The following is a 16,197-nucleotide window of genomic DNA, read 5'->3' on the forward strand; positions in this document are numbered from 1 at the left end:
TGGCCGGGGTTCCTGCGTTCAGCCCAGCAGCAGGCTCAGCCACAGTGCCGAGAGCAGCTGCAACCCCAGCACCACCACCAGCCCCATACGCCAGCCCCACTGCGCCCGCGGGCTGCGCCGCGAGGTGGACAGACGATGCTGCCAGGGTTTGTGCAACGCCTGCTGAAACTCCGACAGTGCCTCGAACCGCGCCTCCGCTCGCGGCGCCAGGGCCCGAGCCAGCACACCATCCCAACCGGCCGGCACCTGGGCACTGAAGTGGGCCAGGGGCAGGTAGTTGCAGGCTGCTGGCGCATCGGCCAGGGCCACCTCCGGCCAGCGCCCGCAAAACAACCAGTACGCCAGAGCCGCCAGGGCAAACTGATCGGCCCGCCCGTCCACTGCCCGCCCCGCACGCAGTTCCGGGGCCAGGGGCTGGGCATCGGCAGGCAGGGGTTGGCGGGGCACCCCCGGCAGCAGGGCCGCATGCTCCACCCACAGCTGCAGGCGCCCGCCCTCATCCACCAGAATATTGCGCGGATCCAGCCATAGCCCCTGCATGCCGCGACGCTGCAAGGCACGCACAGCGACGATCAGCTGCTCCAGCAGGGCCAACAGGCTCGCAGCATCCAGCGGGCCATGGGCAGCCGCCCAATCCTGCAGGCTGCGCGTACCGGTCGGCGGCGCCGCCAGCAGGCTGAAAGCATGCCGGCGTGGCCGCGCCGAGGACATCACCCGGGCCAGGCTGCTCACCGGACTGCGACGCATGGCCCACTCACGCTGCCAGTAAGCCTCGTCGGCATCACGGGCGGCCAGGCACAGCAGCGCCCGACGCCCCTGCTCATCCTCGGCATGGAACAGCCTGCCCGGCGGGCCGTAGGCGCAAGCCGCAAGCAGGGTCCAGCCATCCAGCTGCAGTCCGGGCCGGGCCTCGCTGACGGCCGGCCAGCGCGCAGACTCAGCCGCGACCGGATCCGCCACCAGGGTCCCAGGCAGCACCAGCGCCACCGCCCCAGGCGCCCGGAGCAGGGGTGCCAGCAACGGCTGCGGGCCCGCCTCGCACAGGGCGCCACAGGCCTCACGCACCGACTGCATATCCGCCACATCGAGCAGCGCCTGGGGCGCCAGCAGCAGGCACTGCCCGTGCTGCAGCGGTAAGCGATGCTGCAACAGCGCCAGCTCGGCCTGAGCGCCCAGCTGCAGCCCCGCACGGCCGGCCAGGTTCTCCAGGCTGCCGCCCTGATAACGCAACAGGCCGACGGCCCCGGCCTGCAACAGCTGTGCTTCTCCCGCCTGCACCAGCAGCAGGGCAGCATGCACCTCGCCCAGCTGCTGCCCACTGCGGCGCTGGCGATACAGCTGCTGATTGAGCACCGCCAACCCCTGCCGCGCCGCCTGGGCGGGGGTCCAGGCGGCCGGGGTGCAATGCAGGTCGGCCAGCAGGTTATCCAGGCATTGCTCCAATATGCGCACCATATCGGTGCAACCGCGCCCCCAGAGCAGTGCCAACAACAGCGCCGGCGCCTGTCCCGCCTGGGCAGGCAACCCGATGCTGCGGCCCCGCGCCGCCTGGTTTGGCAGGTCCAGACCCTGGGCATAGAGCAGGTTGGCGATGGGATGATCCAGACGTTCAATCGACATGGGGCAGCCCTCCCATTGGGGTTTGAGCAGGCCACTGCAGCCTTTGTGCCGACTTGCCTGCGAGCGGCCATGACCTGCTAAGGTTGGCCACCCCCGAATAGCGAGCTTCTGACATGTGGTCACTGCGCGCCTGGCGCCGCCGGCGCATCCTCGCCCGTCACCCGATCAGCGCCGAGCACTGGCGCGCGCTGCACCAGCGCCTGCCGATCCTCGATGGCCTCACCCCGGATGAGCAGCAGCGCCTGCACGAACGCGCCGTGCTGTTTCTTCATCACAAACGCCTGACCGCCCTGCCCGGGGTCGCGCTGGACGACGACGCCCGCCTGCTGCTGGCGCTGCAGGCCGAACTGCCGTTGCTGCACCTGGCCGAGCTCAACTGGTACCAGGGCTTTCATGAAATCGTCCTGTACCCGGACGACTTTCTCAGCCCCCAGCGCTACCGCGACGCCAGTGGCGTGGAGCATGAGTGGCAGGCCGAGCACAGCGGAGAGGCCTGGCAGCAGGGCCCGGTGATCCTGGCCTGGCCCGGAGTGCAGGCCAGCGGCCAGTGGGACGGCTACAACCTGGTGATCCACGAACTGGCGCACAAGCTGGACATGCTTAACGGCGACGCCAATGGCCTGCCGCCGCTGCACGGCAATATGTCCATCAAGAACTGGGCCGAGGCCATGCAGAGCGCCTTCGACCGGCTCAACGCCGAACTGGACGCCGACCCCGATGCCGCAACCGCCATCGACCCTTACGCGGCGGAAAACCCGGCGGAATTCTTCGCCGTCACCAGCGAATACTTCTTCAGCGCCCCCGACCTGCTGGCCGAGGCCTTTCCGGCGGTGTATGCCCAGCTGGCGCTGTTCTACCGCCAGGACCCGCTGGCCCGCCTGCAACGTCTGCAGGCCGAACACCCCGACTACCGGGTCAAGGCCGAAGACAGCACAGACGCGACCAATGGCTAGCTAAAGCGTCGTAGCAACGCCGGGGGAATATGCCTATAATCGCGCCACTTTTTTGCCCTACCCCCCGGGAGTCGCCCCATGAGCTACAGCAAGATCCCAGCCGGTAAAGACCTGCCGAACGACATCTACGTTGCCATCGAGATCCCGGCCAACCATGCGCCGATCAAATACGAAATCGACCACGACAGCGATTGCCTGATGGTCGACCGCTTCATGGCCACCCCGATGTTCTACCCGGCCAACTACGGTTTTATCCCGCACACCCTGGCCGACGACGGCGACCCCCTGGACGTGCTGGTTGTCACCCCTTACCCGGTAGCCCCAGGCTCGGTGATCCGCGCTCGCCCGGTGGGCGTGCTGCACATGAGCGACGAAGCCGGCGGCGACGCCAAGCTGGTGGCCGTACCCCATGACAAGCTGACCGTGCTGTACAAGGACGTTCAGGAATACACCGACCTGCCCGCGCTGCTGATCGAGCAGATCAAGCACTTCTTCGAGAACTACAAGGATCTGGAGAAGGGCAAGTGGGTCAAGGTTGAAGGCTGGGGCGGCGCTGAAGAAGCCCGCGGCCTGATTCTTAAGGCGGTCGCGGCTTATCAAAAATAAGTCCTGACTACCCCCTAAAAACCGGCCACAAGCCGGTTTTTTTATGCCTGTGACCCAGCCCTGGCAAAAGCCTTAGCCTTTATGGGGATTCCCCGGGCGATGGCACTGCGCTACCCTCGGGTTTCGCGCCATGGGAGCGGCTTGATGCGCCGAATTCTTCTACTCGTTGTCTGCCTGAGTTTGCTGGCCTGCCAGAGCGAGCAGGAAGAGCTGCGCATCGGCGGCAACCGCTGGCTCGGTTACGCCCCGTTCTACCTGGCCGATGAACTGCAGTGGATGCAGCCGGGCGGGTTGCGCCTGGTGGAGTACCCCAATGCCACCGGGGTGCTGCGCGGCTTTCGCAACGGTTTGCTGGACGCTGCCCTGCTCACCCTGGATGAAGCCCTGGCCCTGCAGAGCAGCGGCCATGATCTGGAGCTGCTGCTGGTCACCGACATTTCCGCAGGGGCCGACGCGCTGTACGCCCGGGAGCCGATCAAGCACATCAGTGACCTGAAAAACCAGCGCATCGGCGTGGAAAATACCGCCCTGGGCGCCTTTATTCTGTCTCGCGTGCTGGACAAGGCCGGTCTTGAACGCAGCGACCTGCAGGTGATCGACCTGCCGGTACATGAGCATGTCGGCGCCCTGCGCGATGGGCGCATCGATGCCCTGATCACCTTCGCCTCGGAAGGCCCGGCCCTGGAAACCCTGGGCGCCAAACGCATTTTTGATAGCCGGGAAATGCCTGAGGAAATCATCGACGTACTGGTGGTCGAGCGCAGCCGGGTCGACGCCAAGGCCCGCGAACGCATCAAGCGCCTGTGGTACGACGCCCTGGGCAACTGGCAGCACAACCGCGCCAGCACCGACCCCTATCTGCACAAGCGCCTGGGCCTGGAACCACGCAGCCTGCAGGTCACCCTGGAAGGGCTGGTGATGGGCGACCAGGCCCTCAACCAGTATCTGTTCAAGAACGGCCTTTTGCTGCAACGCATGCAACTGGTCCATCAATACATGCTCGACTACCAACTGCTCAAGCAGCCCGGCCAACCCGAGGCCATGCTCCCAGCCGAATGTCGGAGGCGCGGATGCTGACCCGCCTGTCCCTGCGCAAATCCCTGCCCCTGCTGCTGGGCCTGTTCGCCCTGGTCTTCACGCTGCTGCAGACCACCCTGTACCTGCCGCGCAGCCTGGACGACGCCCTGCACAACTGGCGCACCCACAGCAGCCAGATTCTGCTGCTGCTGCAGAGCAGCCTGCGCGATCACCTGCGCCAGAACCGCCACGAGGAACTCTCCAGCGAACTGTCCGATCTGGCCAGCCTGCGCGGGGTCAGCTGGGCCATGGTGATCGACCAGGATCAGCAGGTGATTGCCACCAGCCGACTGGGCCTGCACCCGGAGCAGCTGGGCCACATCGACAGCCAGGAGCTGAGCATGCGCGTCGCCAGCGGCCAGCCCAGCTGGATCGAACTGAGCGGGCAGCGCTACCTGGCCATCTACCCCCTGGAGCGGGTGCGCCAGAGCGGCCTTATCGACCATGAAGCACTGCTGGTGGAAATGGATTTTGCCCCGCTGCTGTGGCAAACCAAGCGCGACGCCTGGCTGCACCTGGCCCAGACCCTGGGCCTGCTGCTGCTCCTCGGCCTGCTGCTCAACCACCTCTATGGCCGGCTGCTGACCCGGCGCCTGGCGCGTATCGAGCAAGCGGCCAAGCAGTTCGCCGAGGACCAGGTAATCCCCACCATGCGGGTTCGGGGTGATGACGAGATCGGCCAGCTGGCAGCCAGCGTTGCCCAGATGATGACCCAGCTCAACCAGCGCCAGGACGAGCTGCGCGAGAGCGAAGCGCTGTTTCGCAGCCTGATCGACAGCGCCCCGGTGGGCATGCTGGTGGTGGATCACGAGCTGCGCGTAGAGCAGGCCAACCCCGCGGCGGCGGCGTTGTTTGGCTGTGACACCGAGGCCTTGCTGGGCAACCTGCCGGAGGATCGTCTGATAGAAAGCAATGCGGTTCGGCGCCTGCAGCAAACCCCCGCCAATATCGCCATTGAACTGACCGGACGGCGCGGTGAACAGCACGTGCCCCTGGAAATCACCTGCACGCCGTTCATACGTCATGGCCAGCCCTACTCGCTGGTCTTGCTGCGAGATATCAGCGATCGCCTCAAGGCCGAGCAGCGCCTGCGCTTTCTCGCCCATTTCGATCCGCTGACGCGCCTGGCCAACCGCCACTCCCTGGTCCAGCGCCTGGAACAGCTGCTGATCGCCAACTGCTCCCTGGGCCTGCTGTACCTGGATCTGGATCACTTCAAGCGGATCAACGACACCCTCGGCCACGAAATCGGCGACCAGCTGCTGGTGGAAATCGCCGGACGCCTGGAACTGCACCTGCCCAAGCTGGCCATGCTGGCGCGCAGCGGGGGCGATGAGTTTATCGTGCTGCTGGAAGGCGCGGGCCTGGGCGAAACCCAGGCCTTGGCCGAGCGGCTGCTGGAGGATTTCGCCGCGCCCTTCCAGGTGCGCCAGTACGAGTGCTTTATCAGCCCCAGTATCGGTCTGACCCACAGCAACGGTCACGGCAGCAGCGCCAGCGAACTGCTCAAGCAGGCCGACCTGGCCCTGTATGCGGCCAAGGATCGTGGGCGCAACTGCATCGCCCGCTTCAGCGCCGAACTCTCCAGCAACGCAGAACTGCGCCGCCAGCTGGAGAGCGAATTGCGTCGGGCCATCGACCAGCAGGAATTTGCCCTGTACTACCAGTTACAGGTGGACAACCAGGGCCAGCCCCAGGCTGTCGAGGCGCTGCTGCGCTGGCACTCGCCCACCCGCGGCCTGGTCTCGCCCGCCGACTTTATTCCGATCCTGGAAGAAAGCGGCATGATCATCGAAGCCACCCGCTGGGTGTTCCGCCAGGCCTGCCGCCAGGCCCTGCAGTGGCAACGGGAGAATCGCGGCCTGCGCATCGCCATCAACCTCTCGCCCCTGGATTTCCGTCAGGCCGATCTGGCCGGCAGCCTGTTGCAGATCCTCGCCGAGGAAGGCGCCAGCGCCGACTGGCTGGAGCTGGAGATCACCGAAAGCGCCCTGCTGGAGAGCGGCGATGAGGTGCAGCAATGCCTGGCACGCCTCAAGAGCGCCGGTTTCCCCCTGTTGCTGGACGATTTCGGCACCGGTTATGCCTCGCTCACCTACCTGCAGCGTTTTCCCTTCGACGGCATCAAGATCGACCGCCAGTTCGTCGCGGGCCTGCCCGACAGCGAACACTCGGTGGCTCTGGTACGCGGCATCCTGACCATGGCCAAGCAGCTGGGCCTGCATGTGGTGGCCGAAGGGGTGGAAAACGAACGCCAGGCGGCCTTTCTGCGCCTCAATGGCTGCCCCAGCCTGCAGGGCTTTCACTATTCGCGCCCACAGCCGGCCGAACAGTGCCAGGCCCGGCGCCCAGATGGCATGCTGTACAGCCTCAAGCCCCTGGATCACTGATCGCGCATGCCCCTCTTCGATATCGCCCTGCTGGCCCTGGCCGGCTTCGCTGCCGGCGCCATGAATGCCCTGGCCGGTGGCGGCACTTTCTTCTCCTTCCCGGCCCTGCTGGGCGTCGGCCTGGCGCCAGTGACCGCCGGCGCCACCAATGCCGTGGCCCTGTGGCCGGCGAGCCTGGCCGGCGCCTGGGCCGCCCGGGCCAGCCTGCGCCCCCTGGGTCGCTACCTGCTGCCCCTGCTGCTGGCGGGCCTGGGCGGCGGGCTGCTCGGCGGGCTGCTCCTGCTGCTGGGCGGCGATGCCATCTTCGCCCAGCTGATTCCCTGGCTGCTGCTCAGTGCCACCGCGCTGTTCGCCGCCAGCCCCTGGCTGAGCCGCTGGCTGGCCGCGCGCCGCGCCGAAGCCGCACAGCCACCACACACCCCGCTGTCGTTGGGCGCGCATCTGGGCGTATCGGTGTATGGCGGTTATTTCGGTGCCGGCATGGGCATATTGCAGCTGGCCGCCTTCGCCATCGAGGGCCACCCGCTGGCCCGCGCCAATGCCCTGAAGAACCTGATTTCCGCCGTGATCTACAGCGTTGCCAGCCTGACCTTTATCTTCGCCGGGCGGGTCAGCTGGTATGAGCTGGTGATCCTGCTGATCGGTGCCACCCTCGGCGGCTATGCCGGCGGCGCCCTCGGCCAGCGCCTACCTGCGTCCCTGCTGCGTTTTCTGGTGCTGGCGGTGGGTACGGGGATGAGTGGCTATTACTTCTGGGTCACCTATTTCGCCCACTGAAACCGTAGAACCTATTCAAGGGCTCGCGAGCTAGAGCCATGCAAGGCGAAAGCAGGCGAGAAACGCAGCGAAGCGAAGTAACAGCCAACGGCTGACCCGAAGGGTGAGCGCAGCGAATCAAGCGGAGTTTACGGGCTGTAAATGAGCATTCCGAGCCTGCTTTCAACGCAGCAGGGCCGACGCGCAGCAGGCTTTGAATAGGTTCTCAGCCCTTGCCACGCTTGCGAAACTCCACCGGCGTTTCTCCCACCCAGCGCTTGAAGGCGCGGTAGAAGGTACTGGGTTCGGAGAAGCCGGTGCGCTCGACGATCACCTCGATGCGCTCATCGGTATTGAGCAGCAGGTTCTTGGCCAGGCGACAGCGGTAGTCGGTGACCAGATCATTGAAGCGCACCCCGGCCATGGCCAGGCGTTCGCGCAGTCGCCGGGCCGGCATATTCAGCCGCGCCGCCACCTGTTCCAGGGTGGCGCCACTGTCCACCAGCAGCTCGGCGATCAGCTCGCGCACCTGGCGTACCAGGTCCAGGCGCTCCACCTCGGCCAGCTGACGACGGGCCAGGGACTCATGCATGCGCAGCAGTTCGGGGGCGGCGTGGCGCGAGGTCTTGTCCAGCACTGCGGCATTGAACACCAGGCAGTAGCGCTCGCCGCCGAGCAGCGCCGGGCAGCCGTAGACCTGACGATAGCGCTCGGCGGGAGCGCCTTCGCCGTGCATGAAGTGCACCTCGAAGGGGGTGAAATCACCCTCGGTCAGGGCGCCGAACAGGCGGATCACCGCCCCGGCCAGCATCTCCGGGAAATGCCGCGGTGTACCCGGCTGCAGGCCCAGGGTCAGCACCGCCCGCTCGCCCTGCACGTCCAGCTTGGCGTTGAGGCTGTCGGACAACAGGCGAACATAGCGCAGGGCATGGCGCAGGCCCTCGCCAAAGGTTTCGCTGGAAAGAAACAGGTACTCCAGCAGCAGGCCGTGGAAGGCGGGCAGGTGCTGGGCCAGGTACAGGCCCACATGCTCTTCGCCGCATTCGGCCATGGCCGCCTGCCAGAACAGCGCCTGGGCGGCATGCGGGAAGCGCCCGGCCGGCAGGGTGCCAGGCGGCAGGCCAACGCGGGCCAGCACCCGGTCCGGGTCATGGCCGCTGGCGCGCAAGGCGTCGATCACCGGGCGCATCAGCGCCACGTCATCTGTAAGGTCACGCATGGGTTCTTGGATTCTTGTTATTGCCGAGGCGCGGCCATCTTAGGCGGCTTTACCGCCTGCGCTCAACAATTGACTGGCCTGCCGCACGGCCGGGCAGGGCGGCCAATGCAGCGACAGGCGCAGCGACTAAGCTGCTGCCACCTGTCTTGAGGAGCATGCCATGGCCATCGACTGGCTCGATCTGCCCACCCCGCCGGCCCTGCCCGGCCTGTTTGCCCGCGCCGCCCTGCGCCGCCGTGTCAGCGGTCGCCAGCTGCCTGAGATCGGTCTGCGCAGCTCGCTCAGCGTGGACCCGAAGCATCTGGCCCGCTACCGGCAGATCTGCGGCTTTACCGACGACGGCCTGCTGCCAGCCACCTACCCCCATCTGCTCGCCTTCGCTCTGCAGATGCGCCTGCTCACCAATCGGCGCTTTCCCTTCCCCCTGCTGGGTCTGGTGCACCTGGAGAACCATATCCGCGTACTGCGTCCCTTGGGCGGTATGGGGCCCTTCACAGTCAGCGTTGAGGTGCAGGGCCTGCAAGCCCATGAAAAAGGCGTGACCTTCAGCCTGATCAACCGCCTGCATGACCAGCTCGGCCTGCTCTGGGAGGGTGACAGCCGCATCCTCTGCCGCGCCCTGCGCCTGGACAGCGCCCCGCCCACCCAAGAGACAGAGCAAGACCTGCCCCTGCACGAGCTGGCCCAGTGGCAGGCACCGGCCGATATCGGCCGCCGCTATGCGCGCATCGCCGGCGACTACAACCCCATCCACCTGTATGCCGCCAGCGCCAGGCTGTTCGGCTTCCCCAGCGCCATCGCCCATGGTCTGTGGAACAAGGCCCGGGCCCTGGCCGAGTTGGGTGAGCACCTGCCGGCAGCCGGCCATGCCGTCCGTGTGCAGTTTCACAAGCCGGTGCGCCTGCCCGGCACAGTGCAGCTGCTGGCCAGCGCCCCCGCCAGCCAGGGCCAGTTCCAACTGCAGGGCCGCGAGGGTCTGCTGCATATGCGCGGCAGCTGGCGAGCACTCTGATCCCTCTTGCACCGGCAGGCGCCAGCCCCGAAGCTATGCGCCTGACCGGAGCTACGCATGAACCTCGACGAACTGACCGCCCGCCTGCACGCCATTCGTGACCAGAATGACTGGCGCCAATTCCATAGCCCGAAAAACCTGGCCATGGCCGCCAGCGTGGAAATGGCCGAGCTGGTGGAAATCTTCCAGTGGCTCAGCGAGGACCAGTCCCGCGCCCTGCCTGCCGAGCAACTGGCCCATGCCGGCCAGGAGGTGGGCGATATCGTTCTCTACCTGCTGTTGCTGTGCAGCGAACTGGGCCTGGATATGGAACAGGTGGTGCGGGCCAAGCTGGCGGACAGTGAGCGGCGCTTTCTCGGGGGCACGCCATGACGGACCGGCACTTCGACGAACTGGCCACGCGCTTTGCCGAGAAGATCTACGGCGGCGCCAAGGGCGCCATCCGCCTGGCCGTGCTCCAGGCCGATCTGGCCGAAGCCCTGCCCGAGCGCCCCTTGCGGGTGCTGGATGTGGGCGCGGGCCTCGGTCATATGAGCCTGTGGCTGGCCCAGCGCGGCCACCGGGTGACCCTGGCCGAACCCGCCGAGCCCATGCTCCAGGGTGCCCGCGAACGCTTTGCCGATGCAGGACAAGAGGCCACCTTTATCCAGGCGCCCTGGCAGGACCTGCTCGGCCAGCTGGAGCAGCCCTATGACCTGGTGCTGTGCCACGCGGTGCTGGAATGGCTGGCCGAGCCTGCGCGCATCCTGCCGGTGCTGCACCAGCTGTGTGCGCCGGATGGCTGGCTGTCCCTGGCTTTCTACAACAAGGATGCGCTGATCTACCGCAACCTTCTCAAGGGGCATTTTCGCAAACTGCGCAAGGCCGAGTTCGCCGGGGAGAAGCAGAGCCTGACCCCGCAGATGCCTCTTGATCCCCGCGAGCTGGCGGCGCAACTTGAGGCGCATTGGCGGGTCGAAAGCCAGAGTGGCGTGCGGGTGTTTCACGACTATATGCCGCAGCCCTTCCAGGCCAAGGCCGAGCTGCTCGACCTGCTGGAAATGGAGCTGGCCTACCGCCGCCACCCCAGTTTTGCCGGGCTGGGGCGTTATCTGCACTGGATCTGCCGGCCACGCTGACAGCCCTCTTAATGGAGGCGGAAGATTCGATGAAACGACTTGGCCTACTTGTGCTCCTGACCGCCCTCGCCGCCTGTCAGACGCACAACCCCTATATCGCCGACAGCAAGCCGCTGCCGCCGGCCCCTGGCCACGCCGCCCAGCAGCTCGACCTCAGCGCCTACCCGGCGCCGCCGCGAGACTATGGCCGCTATCAGAGCTGGAGCTGGCAGCAGCTGCCAGCCGGCACGGCCTGGGCCAGCAGCGAGCAGGTGCAGGAAGCCCTGAGCAACGCCCTCGACCAGCGCGGCCTGCGCCCCCACCGCACCGGCACTGACAACGATCTGCGAGTCAGCGTCGAACTGCGCCTGGAACAGCGCGTGCGCCAGGTTACTGAGCACTACGGCAGCCATTACGGTCATAGCCGTTATGGCCATGAATACGGACTGTGGGGCAGCGCGCCGCTGGTACGCAGCTATACCGAAGAGGTCATGCGGGTGCGCATTGAGCTGTTCGACAGCCGCGATGGCCAACTGGTCTGGAGTGCCAGCGCCGAAGCACCCAGCGCGGGCAGCCCGAGTGAACGTGCCGCCGCCCTGCGCACGGCCATGCAGCAAGCCCTGTCCACCTACCCACCGAACTGATGGCGGCACCCGACCCGAGGAGAGCACCATGCGTGCATCACTGCTGTTCCTGCCCCTGCTGCTGATTCTCAGCGCCTGCCAGACTCCACAACTGCAGCGCGACTTCGACCCCGCCCGGGACTTTGCCGCCTACCGCAGCTGGAGCTGGCAGGAGCCGGCCGTGCAATACAAACCCGATGACCCACGCATCAACAGCGACCTCACCGGCCAGCGCATCCGCAGCGCCGTCAGCGAGCAACTGGATCAGCGCGGCTTGCGTCCGGCGGCGGCGCACACGCCGGGCGATCTCAAGGTGCAGGTGTGGCTGATCGTCGACAACCGCCAGCAGCAGGTCAGCACCCACGTTGGCGGCGGCTGGGGTGACCCCTGGCACGGCGGTTTCTGGGGCGGGCCGAGCTACGTGGAAACCCGCACCCTGGACTACCAGGTCGGCACCCTGCAGATCGACCTGTTCGACGGCCAGGACGGCAAGCTGGTCTGGCGCGGTAGTGCCGAACAGGTGCTGCGCAGTCGCCAGCCCAGCCCCAGCGAGCGCGAAGCCTCGATCCGCCGCACGGTGACACAGATTCTCAACCAGTACCCACCCCACTAACCTACAGGGCGGTTGTATGCAGACCAACGCACACCTCAGCCACCGCCCCGCGACGGCGGCTGACCTGACCGAGATCGTCGGCTTCCCGCAGAACGCCGATGAGCTGTTCTTCTGCTACCCCAAGGCTGATTGGCCACTGAGTGTCGGCCAGCTGGCTGCGGCCATGGCCGAGCGCCGCGACAGCACCGTGGTGCTGCTCGATAGTCGGGTGGCCGGCTTTGCCAACTTCTACCAGTGGCACTACGACGACCACTGCGCCCTCGGCAACCTGATGGTCGCGCTCTGGGCCCGTGGCCATGGCGTGGCCCATTACCTGGTAGCGGTGATGGAGCAGCTGGCGCGCGAGCACTACCACGCCAAGCGCATGCAGGCCTCGTGCTTCAACGCCAACAGCGCCGGCCTGCTGCTCTCCCCCAAGCTCGGCTATGCCCCAAGCGGCGTGGTCGAACGGCGCGACCCCAAAGGCCAGCGCGTCGCCCTGATCCAGTTCAGCAAGCCCCTGTAGCTCGGTTTACAGGTCCCAGTCCGGCTTATCCGCCAGCCGTTCGATCAGAAAATCCAGCAGCGCCCGCAGTGCCGCTGGCATCTGCCGGCGTGTGCCGTACAGGGCGTGGATACCCAGCTGCTGCGGCTCGTAGTCAGGCAATAGCTGCACCAGCGCGCCGCTGCGCAGGTGCGCTGCAACCGAATAGCGCGGTTGCAGGCTGATGCCGCTATCGGCCAGCGCGGCCTCCAGCAGCACCATGGACTCATTGGCGCTGAGGTTGCCGCTGACCGCCACGGCCTGCGGCTCACCGGCGCGGGAAAATTCCCAGATGCTGCGCCCGAAATAGGCATAGCTCAGGCAGTTGTGCTGGGCCAGCTCCTCGGGCCGTTGCGGCGTACCATGCCTGGCCAGATAGGCCGGAGTGGCGCACACCACCGAGCGGCAAACCGCCAGCTGGCGGGCAATCAGGTTCGGGTCGAGCTGGTTGGTGATGCGCAGGGCCAGGTCGATACGCGCCTCCACCAGATTGACCGCCTGGCTGCCCACCACCAGCTCGATGCTGACCTGCGGATACAGGCGGGTGAACTCATCCAGCGCATGCACCAGCCAGGCCTGGGCCAGCGACTGGCTGCAGGCGATGCGTAGAGTGCCGCGCGGCGCGGCCTGCCCCATGCGACCGACGCCCTGCATGGTCTCGGCCACGGCCAGCATCTCGCGACACTGCCCCAGCAGCAGCTCGCCGGCACCGGTCAGGCTCAGCTTGCGCGTGGTGCGGTGCAGCAGGCGCGCGCCGACCCAGGCCTCCAGCTCGCCCAGATAACGCGACACCATCGCCCGCGACATCTCCAGCGCATCGGCCGCTGCCGTCTGACTGCCCCGCTCCACCACCTCGACAAAGACCCGCATAGCCGTCAGGCGATCCATGATTAGCCCATTTAGCGCAACAAATATGCGCAGATTACAGGGCTTTTTGATCGATTTGAAGCAACTAAGATCGCCTCACTTACTCAACAGGAGATCATCATGTCGATTCTCAACCACCTCCGCCGCCTGCTCGCCAGCGCCAGCCTGCTGACCCTGGCCACCAGCGCCATCGCCCAACCCCTGACCCTGGATGTCTACAACCCGGGCGACAAGGCCATCTTCCCGGTGACCTCGACGCTGATCAGCGGCGAACGCGAGGCCATCCTGGTCGATGCGCAGTTCTCCACCCGCGAAGCCAATGAACTGATCGCGCGCATCCAGGCCAGCGGCAAGACCCTGACCACCATCTTTATCAGCCATGGCGACCCGGACTTCTACTTCGGCCTGGACAGCCTGACCCGCGCCTTCCCCAAGGCCAAGGTGTTGGCCACGGCCGAGACCATCGCCTATATCGAAAAAAGCCGCGAACCGAAGCTGGCTTACTGGGGCCCGATCCTCAAGGACAGCGCACCCGCCCGCACCCTGGTGCCGGAGGTGCTGCAAGGCGATCATCTGTTGCTGGAAGGCCAGCGTATCGAACTGATCGGCCATGATCCCAAGCACACCAGCCTGTGGATTCCGAGCATCCAGGCGGTGGTCGGTGGTGTGCTGACCTACGCCAATATCCACCCCTGGATTGCCGATGCGCAAACACCCCAGGCGCGCCAGAGCTGGCTTAAGTCCCTGTATGAACTGGAAGCGCTGCAGCCGAAAACCCTGGTGCCGGGGCACTTTATGGGCCAGCCGACGCTGGAGCTGGATGACCTGCGCTTTACCCGCGACTACCTGCACAGCCTTGAAGCCGAACTGCCAAAGGCCGAGAACAGCCAGGCACTGATCGCGGCGATGAAGGCCCGCTACCCGCAGCTGCTCGACGCCAGCAGCCTGGAACTGAGCGCCAAGGTGCTCAAGGGCGAGATGCAGTGGCCTTGAGCCTGCAACCGGCAGAGGGTGCGTGCAGGGCGCACCCTCTGCCGAGCTGACGACACCAGCCCCGCCAGTCCCCTGCCGGGTGCCAGAGACGACCTGGCATGCTAAGGTACGCGCCCTTTTCGCAATCGACGGATAGACAGGTCGCCATGACCCGGACTCAACCGTACCGCTGGCAGCCTACGCCGCCATAAGTTTTCGCCCCCCTTTTTTGCGCGCCTGCGCAGCCGTCTGGCTGAGCGGGCGCGCTGCCGCGTGCCGCCACAGCGAATGGCGCCACGCCCGGTTTATCTGCCTTGTCGTCAACCCTGTCCGCCTCGCGGCTCGCGAGCATTGGCGGACCACAACCCTGGAACGCCCCATGCTGCAAAGCCTGAAAAACACCTGGTTCTTCAATATCCGCGGCGACGTGCTCGCCGGTCTGGTGGTGGCCCTGGCGCTGATCCCGGAAGCCATCGCCTTCTCGATCATCGCCGGGGTCGACCCCAAAGTCGGCCTCTACGCCTCCTTCTGTATCGCCGTGGTGATCGCCTTTGTCGGTGGCCGTCCGGGCATGATCAGCGCCGCTACCGGGGCCATGGCCCTGGTCATGGTGACCCTGGTAAAAGAACACGGCCTGCAATACCTGCTGGCCGCCACCCTGCTCACCGGAGTGCTGCAGATCGGTGCCGGCTACCTCAAGCTGGGCAGCCTGATGCGCTTTGTTTCGCGCTCGGTGGTTACCGGCTTCGTCAACGCCCTGGCGATTCTGATCTTTATAGCTCAGCTGCCGGAGCTGACCGATGTCACCTGGCAGGTCTACGCCATGTGCGCCACGGGCCTGGGCATCATCTACCTGTTCCCCTATGTGCCGAAGCTGGGCAAGGTCATCCCCTCGCCGCTGGTGTGCATCCTGTCGATGACCGCCGTGGCCATGTATTTCGGCCTGGATATCCGCACTGTTGGCGATATGGGCGAACTGCCGGACACCCTGCCGATCTTCCTCTGGCCGGACGTGCCGCTGACCCTGGAAACCCTGGCGATCATCTTCCCCTACGCCGCCGCCCTGGCCGTGGTCGGCCTGCTGGAATCGATGATGACCGCCACCATAGTCGATGATCTGACCGATACCAGCAGCGACAAGAACCGCGAATGCAAGGGCCAGGGCGTGGCCAATATCGCCTCCGGTCTGATGGGCGGCATGGCCGGCTGCGCCATGATCGGCCAGTCGGTGATCAACGTGAAATCCGGCGGCCGCGGTCGTCTGTCCTGCCTGGTGGCCGGCAGCGTGCTGCTGCTGATGGTGGTGTTTCTGTCCGACTGGGTCAGCCAGATCCCCATGGCCGCCCTGGTGGCGGTGATGATCATGGTGTCGATCGGCACCTTCAGCTGGGACTCGATCCGCAATCTCAAGCAGTTCCCGCTGTCGACCAATATCGTCATGCTGGCCACCGTGGCCGTCACCGTCTATACCCATAACCTGGCCTATGGCGTATTTGTCGGCGTGCTGCTGGCAGCGATGTTCTTTGCCAACAAGATCGGTCACTTCCTCTACATCAATTCGGAAACCGACCGTGAGGATCGTCAGCGTACCTACAAGGTGGTGGGCCAGGTGTTCTTCGCCTCCGCTGACAAGTTCGTCGCCGCCTTTGACTTCAAGGAAGCCATTGATAAGGTGATTATCGACCTGTCCCGCGCACACTTCTGGGACATCACCGCAGTCGCCGCCCTGGACAAGGTGGTGATCAAACTGCGCCGCGAAGGCACCGAGGTTGAGGTGCTGGGCCTGAACCAGGCCAGCGCTACCATCGTCGACCGCTTTGGTGTGCATGACAAAGAGAACGCCACCGATCTGCTGTCCGGCCACTGATA

16 protein-coding genes are annotated in these 16,197 nt (G+C 65.9%); 13 read left to right on the forward strand and 3 right to left on the reverse strand.

Going from position 1 to position 16,197, the window contains the following annotated elements:
• Positions 1–18: 18 nt before the first annotated feature.
• Positions 19–1,620, reverse strand: a complete 1,602-nt coding sequence (locus GJV18_RS16195; RefSeq protein WP_160347502.1) for a protein kinase family protein — start codon at positions 1,618–1,620, stop codon at positions 19–21.
• A gap of 113 nt (positions 1,621–1,733) precedes the next feature.
• On the opposite strand from GJV18_RS16195, the gene GJV18_RS16200 reads away from it, so the two are divergent.
• The 5 genes from GJV18_RS16200 to GJV18_RS16220 all read left to right on the forward strand — a co-directional run bounded on the left by GJV18_RS16200 (position 1,734) and on the right by GJV18_RS16220 (position 7,423).
• Positions 1,734–2,573: a M90 family metallopeptidase gene (locus GJV18_RS16200; protein ID WP_160347503.1), complete on the forward strand. Its 840-nt coding sequence runs from the start codon at positions 1,734–1,736 to the stop codon at positions 2,571–2,573.
• Between the two features lie 78 nt (positions 2,574–2,651).
• Complete coding sequence (gene ppa / locus GJV18_RS16205; RefSeq protein ID WP_160347505.1) at positions 2,652–3,179, forward strand: inorganic diphosphatase; 528 nt, start codon at positions 2,652–2,654, stop codon at positions 3,177–3,179.
• A gap of 141 nt (positions 3,180–3,320) precedes the next feature.
• Positions 3,321–4,256 (forward strand): ABC transporter substrate-binding protein, encoded by a 936-nt coding sequence (locus GJV18_RS16210; protein WP_178113465.1) that lies wholly within the window; start codon positions 3,321–3,323, stop codon positions 4,254–4,256.
• Entirely contained in the window at positions 4,250–6,646 is a 2,397-nt protein-coding gene (locus tag GJV18_RS16215) for a putative bifunctional diguanylate cyclase/phosphodiesterase (RefSeq protein ID WP_160347509.1), read from the forward strand. Before GJV18_RS16210 ends, GJV18_RS16215 begins: the two co-directional genes overlap by 7 nt.
• Positions 6,647–6,652: 6 nt before the next feature.
• Positions 6,653–7,423: a sulfite exporter TauE/SafE family protein gene (locus GJV18_RS16220; protein ID WP_160347511.1), complete on the forward strand. Its 771-nt coding sequence runs from the start codon at positions 6,653–6,655 to the stop codon at positions 7,421–7,423.
• Positions 7,424–7,628: 205 nt separating this feature from the next.
• Here GJV18_RS16220 and GJV18_RS16225 read toward each other — a convergent pair whose 3' ends face one another.
• Positions 7,629–8,621 carry an AraC family transcriptional regulator gene (locus tag GJV18_RS16225; protein WP_160347513.1) on the reverse strand — a complete coding sequence of 331 codons (993 nt, stop codon included), beginning with the start codon at positions 8,619–8,621 and terminating at the stop codon, positions 7,629–7,631.
• 160 nt (positions 8,622–8,781) lie between these two features.
• On the opposite strand from GJV18_RS16225, the gene GJV18_RS16230 reads away from it, so the two are divergent.
• The 6 genes from GJV18_RS16230 to GJV18_RS16255 are packed head-to-tail and all read left to right on the forward strand — an operon-like array spanning position 8,782 to position 12,471.
• Positions 8,782–9,633, forward strand: a complete 852-nt coding sequence (locus GJV18_RS16230; protein ID WP_160347515.1) for a MaoC family dehydratase — start codon at positions 8,782–8,784, stop codon at positions 9,631–9,633.
• Positions 9,634–9,690: 57 nt separating this feature from the next.
• Complete coding sequence (locus GJV18_RS16235) at positions 9,691–10,005, forward strand: MazG-like family protein (RefSeq protein WP_160347517.1); 315 nt, start codon at positions 9,691–9,693, stop codon at positions 10,003–10,005.
• Positions 10,002–10,751: a methyltransferase domain-containing protein gene (locus tag GJV18_RS16240; protein ID WP_160347519.1), complete on the forward strand. Its 750-nt coding sequence runs from the start codon at positions 10,002–10,004 to the stop codon at positions 10,749–10,751. Before GJV18_RS16235 ends, GJV18_RS16240 begins: the two co-directional genes overlap by 4 nt.
• 29 nt (positions 10,752–10,780) lie before the next feature.
• Complete coding sequence (locus GJV18_RS16245) at positions 10,781–11,374, forward strand: DUF4136 domain-containing protein (RefSeq protein WP_160347521.1); 594 nt, start codon at positions 10,781–10,783, stop codon at positions 11,372–11,374.
• A 28-nt stretch (positions 11,375–11,402) separates the two neighbouring features.
• Positions 11,403–11,966 (forward strand): DUF4136 domain-containing protein, encoded by a 564-nt coding sequence (locus tag GJV18_RS16250; RefSeq protein WP_160347522.1) that lies wholly within the window; start codon positions 11,403–11,405, stop codon positions 11,964–11,966.
• Between the two features lie 16 nt (positions 11,967–11,982).
• Entirely contained in the window at positions 11,983–12,471 is a 489-nt protein-coding gene (locus GJV18_RS16255; RefSeq protein WP_160347524.1) for a GNAT family N-acetyltransferase, read from the forward strand.
• 6 nt (positions 12,472–12,477) lie between these two features.
• On the opposite strand, the gene GJV18_RS16260 is transcribed toward GJV18_RS16255, so the two are convergent.
• Positions 12,478–13,377 carry a LysR family transcriptional regulator gene (locus GJV18_RS16260; protein WP_160347526.1) on the reverse strand — a complete coding sequence of 300 codons (900 nt, stop codon included), beginning with the start codon at positions 13,375–13,377 and terminating at the stop codon, positions 12,478–12,480.
• Between the two features lie 99 nt (positions 13,378–13,476).
• Here GJV18_RS16260 and GJV18_RS16265 point away from each other — a divergent pair, with 99 nt between their 5' ends.
• Positions 13,477–14,349, forward strand: a complete 873-nt coding sequence (locus GJV18_RS16265) for an MBL fold metallo-hydrolase (RefSeq protein WP_160347528.1) — start codon at positions 13,477–13,479, stop codon at positions 14,347–14,349.
• 358 nt (positions 14,350–14,707) lie between these two features.
• A complete protein-coding gene (locus GJV18_RS16270; protein ID WP_160347530.1) occupies positions 14,708–16,195 on the forward strand; it encodes a SulP family inorganic anion transporter in 1,488 nt (495 codons plus the stop codon).
• Positions 16,196–16,197: the final 2 nt, after the last annotated feature.

This window comes from Pseudomonas xionganensis (genome assembly GCF_009763245.1).
GTDB classification, from domain to species: Bacteria; Pseudomonadota; Gammaproteobacteria; order Pseudomonadales; family Pseudomonadaceae; genus Aquipseudomonas; species Aquipseudomonas xionganensis.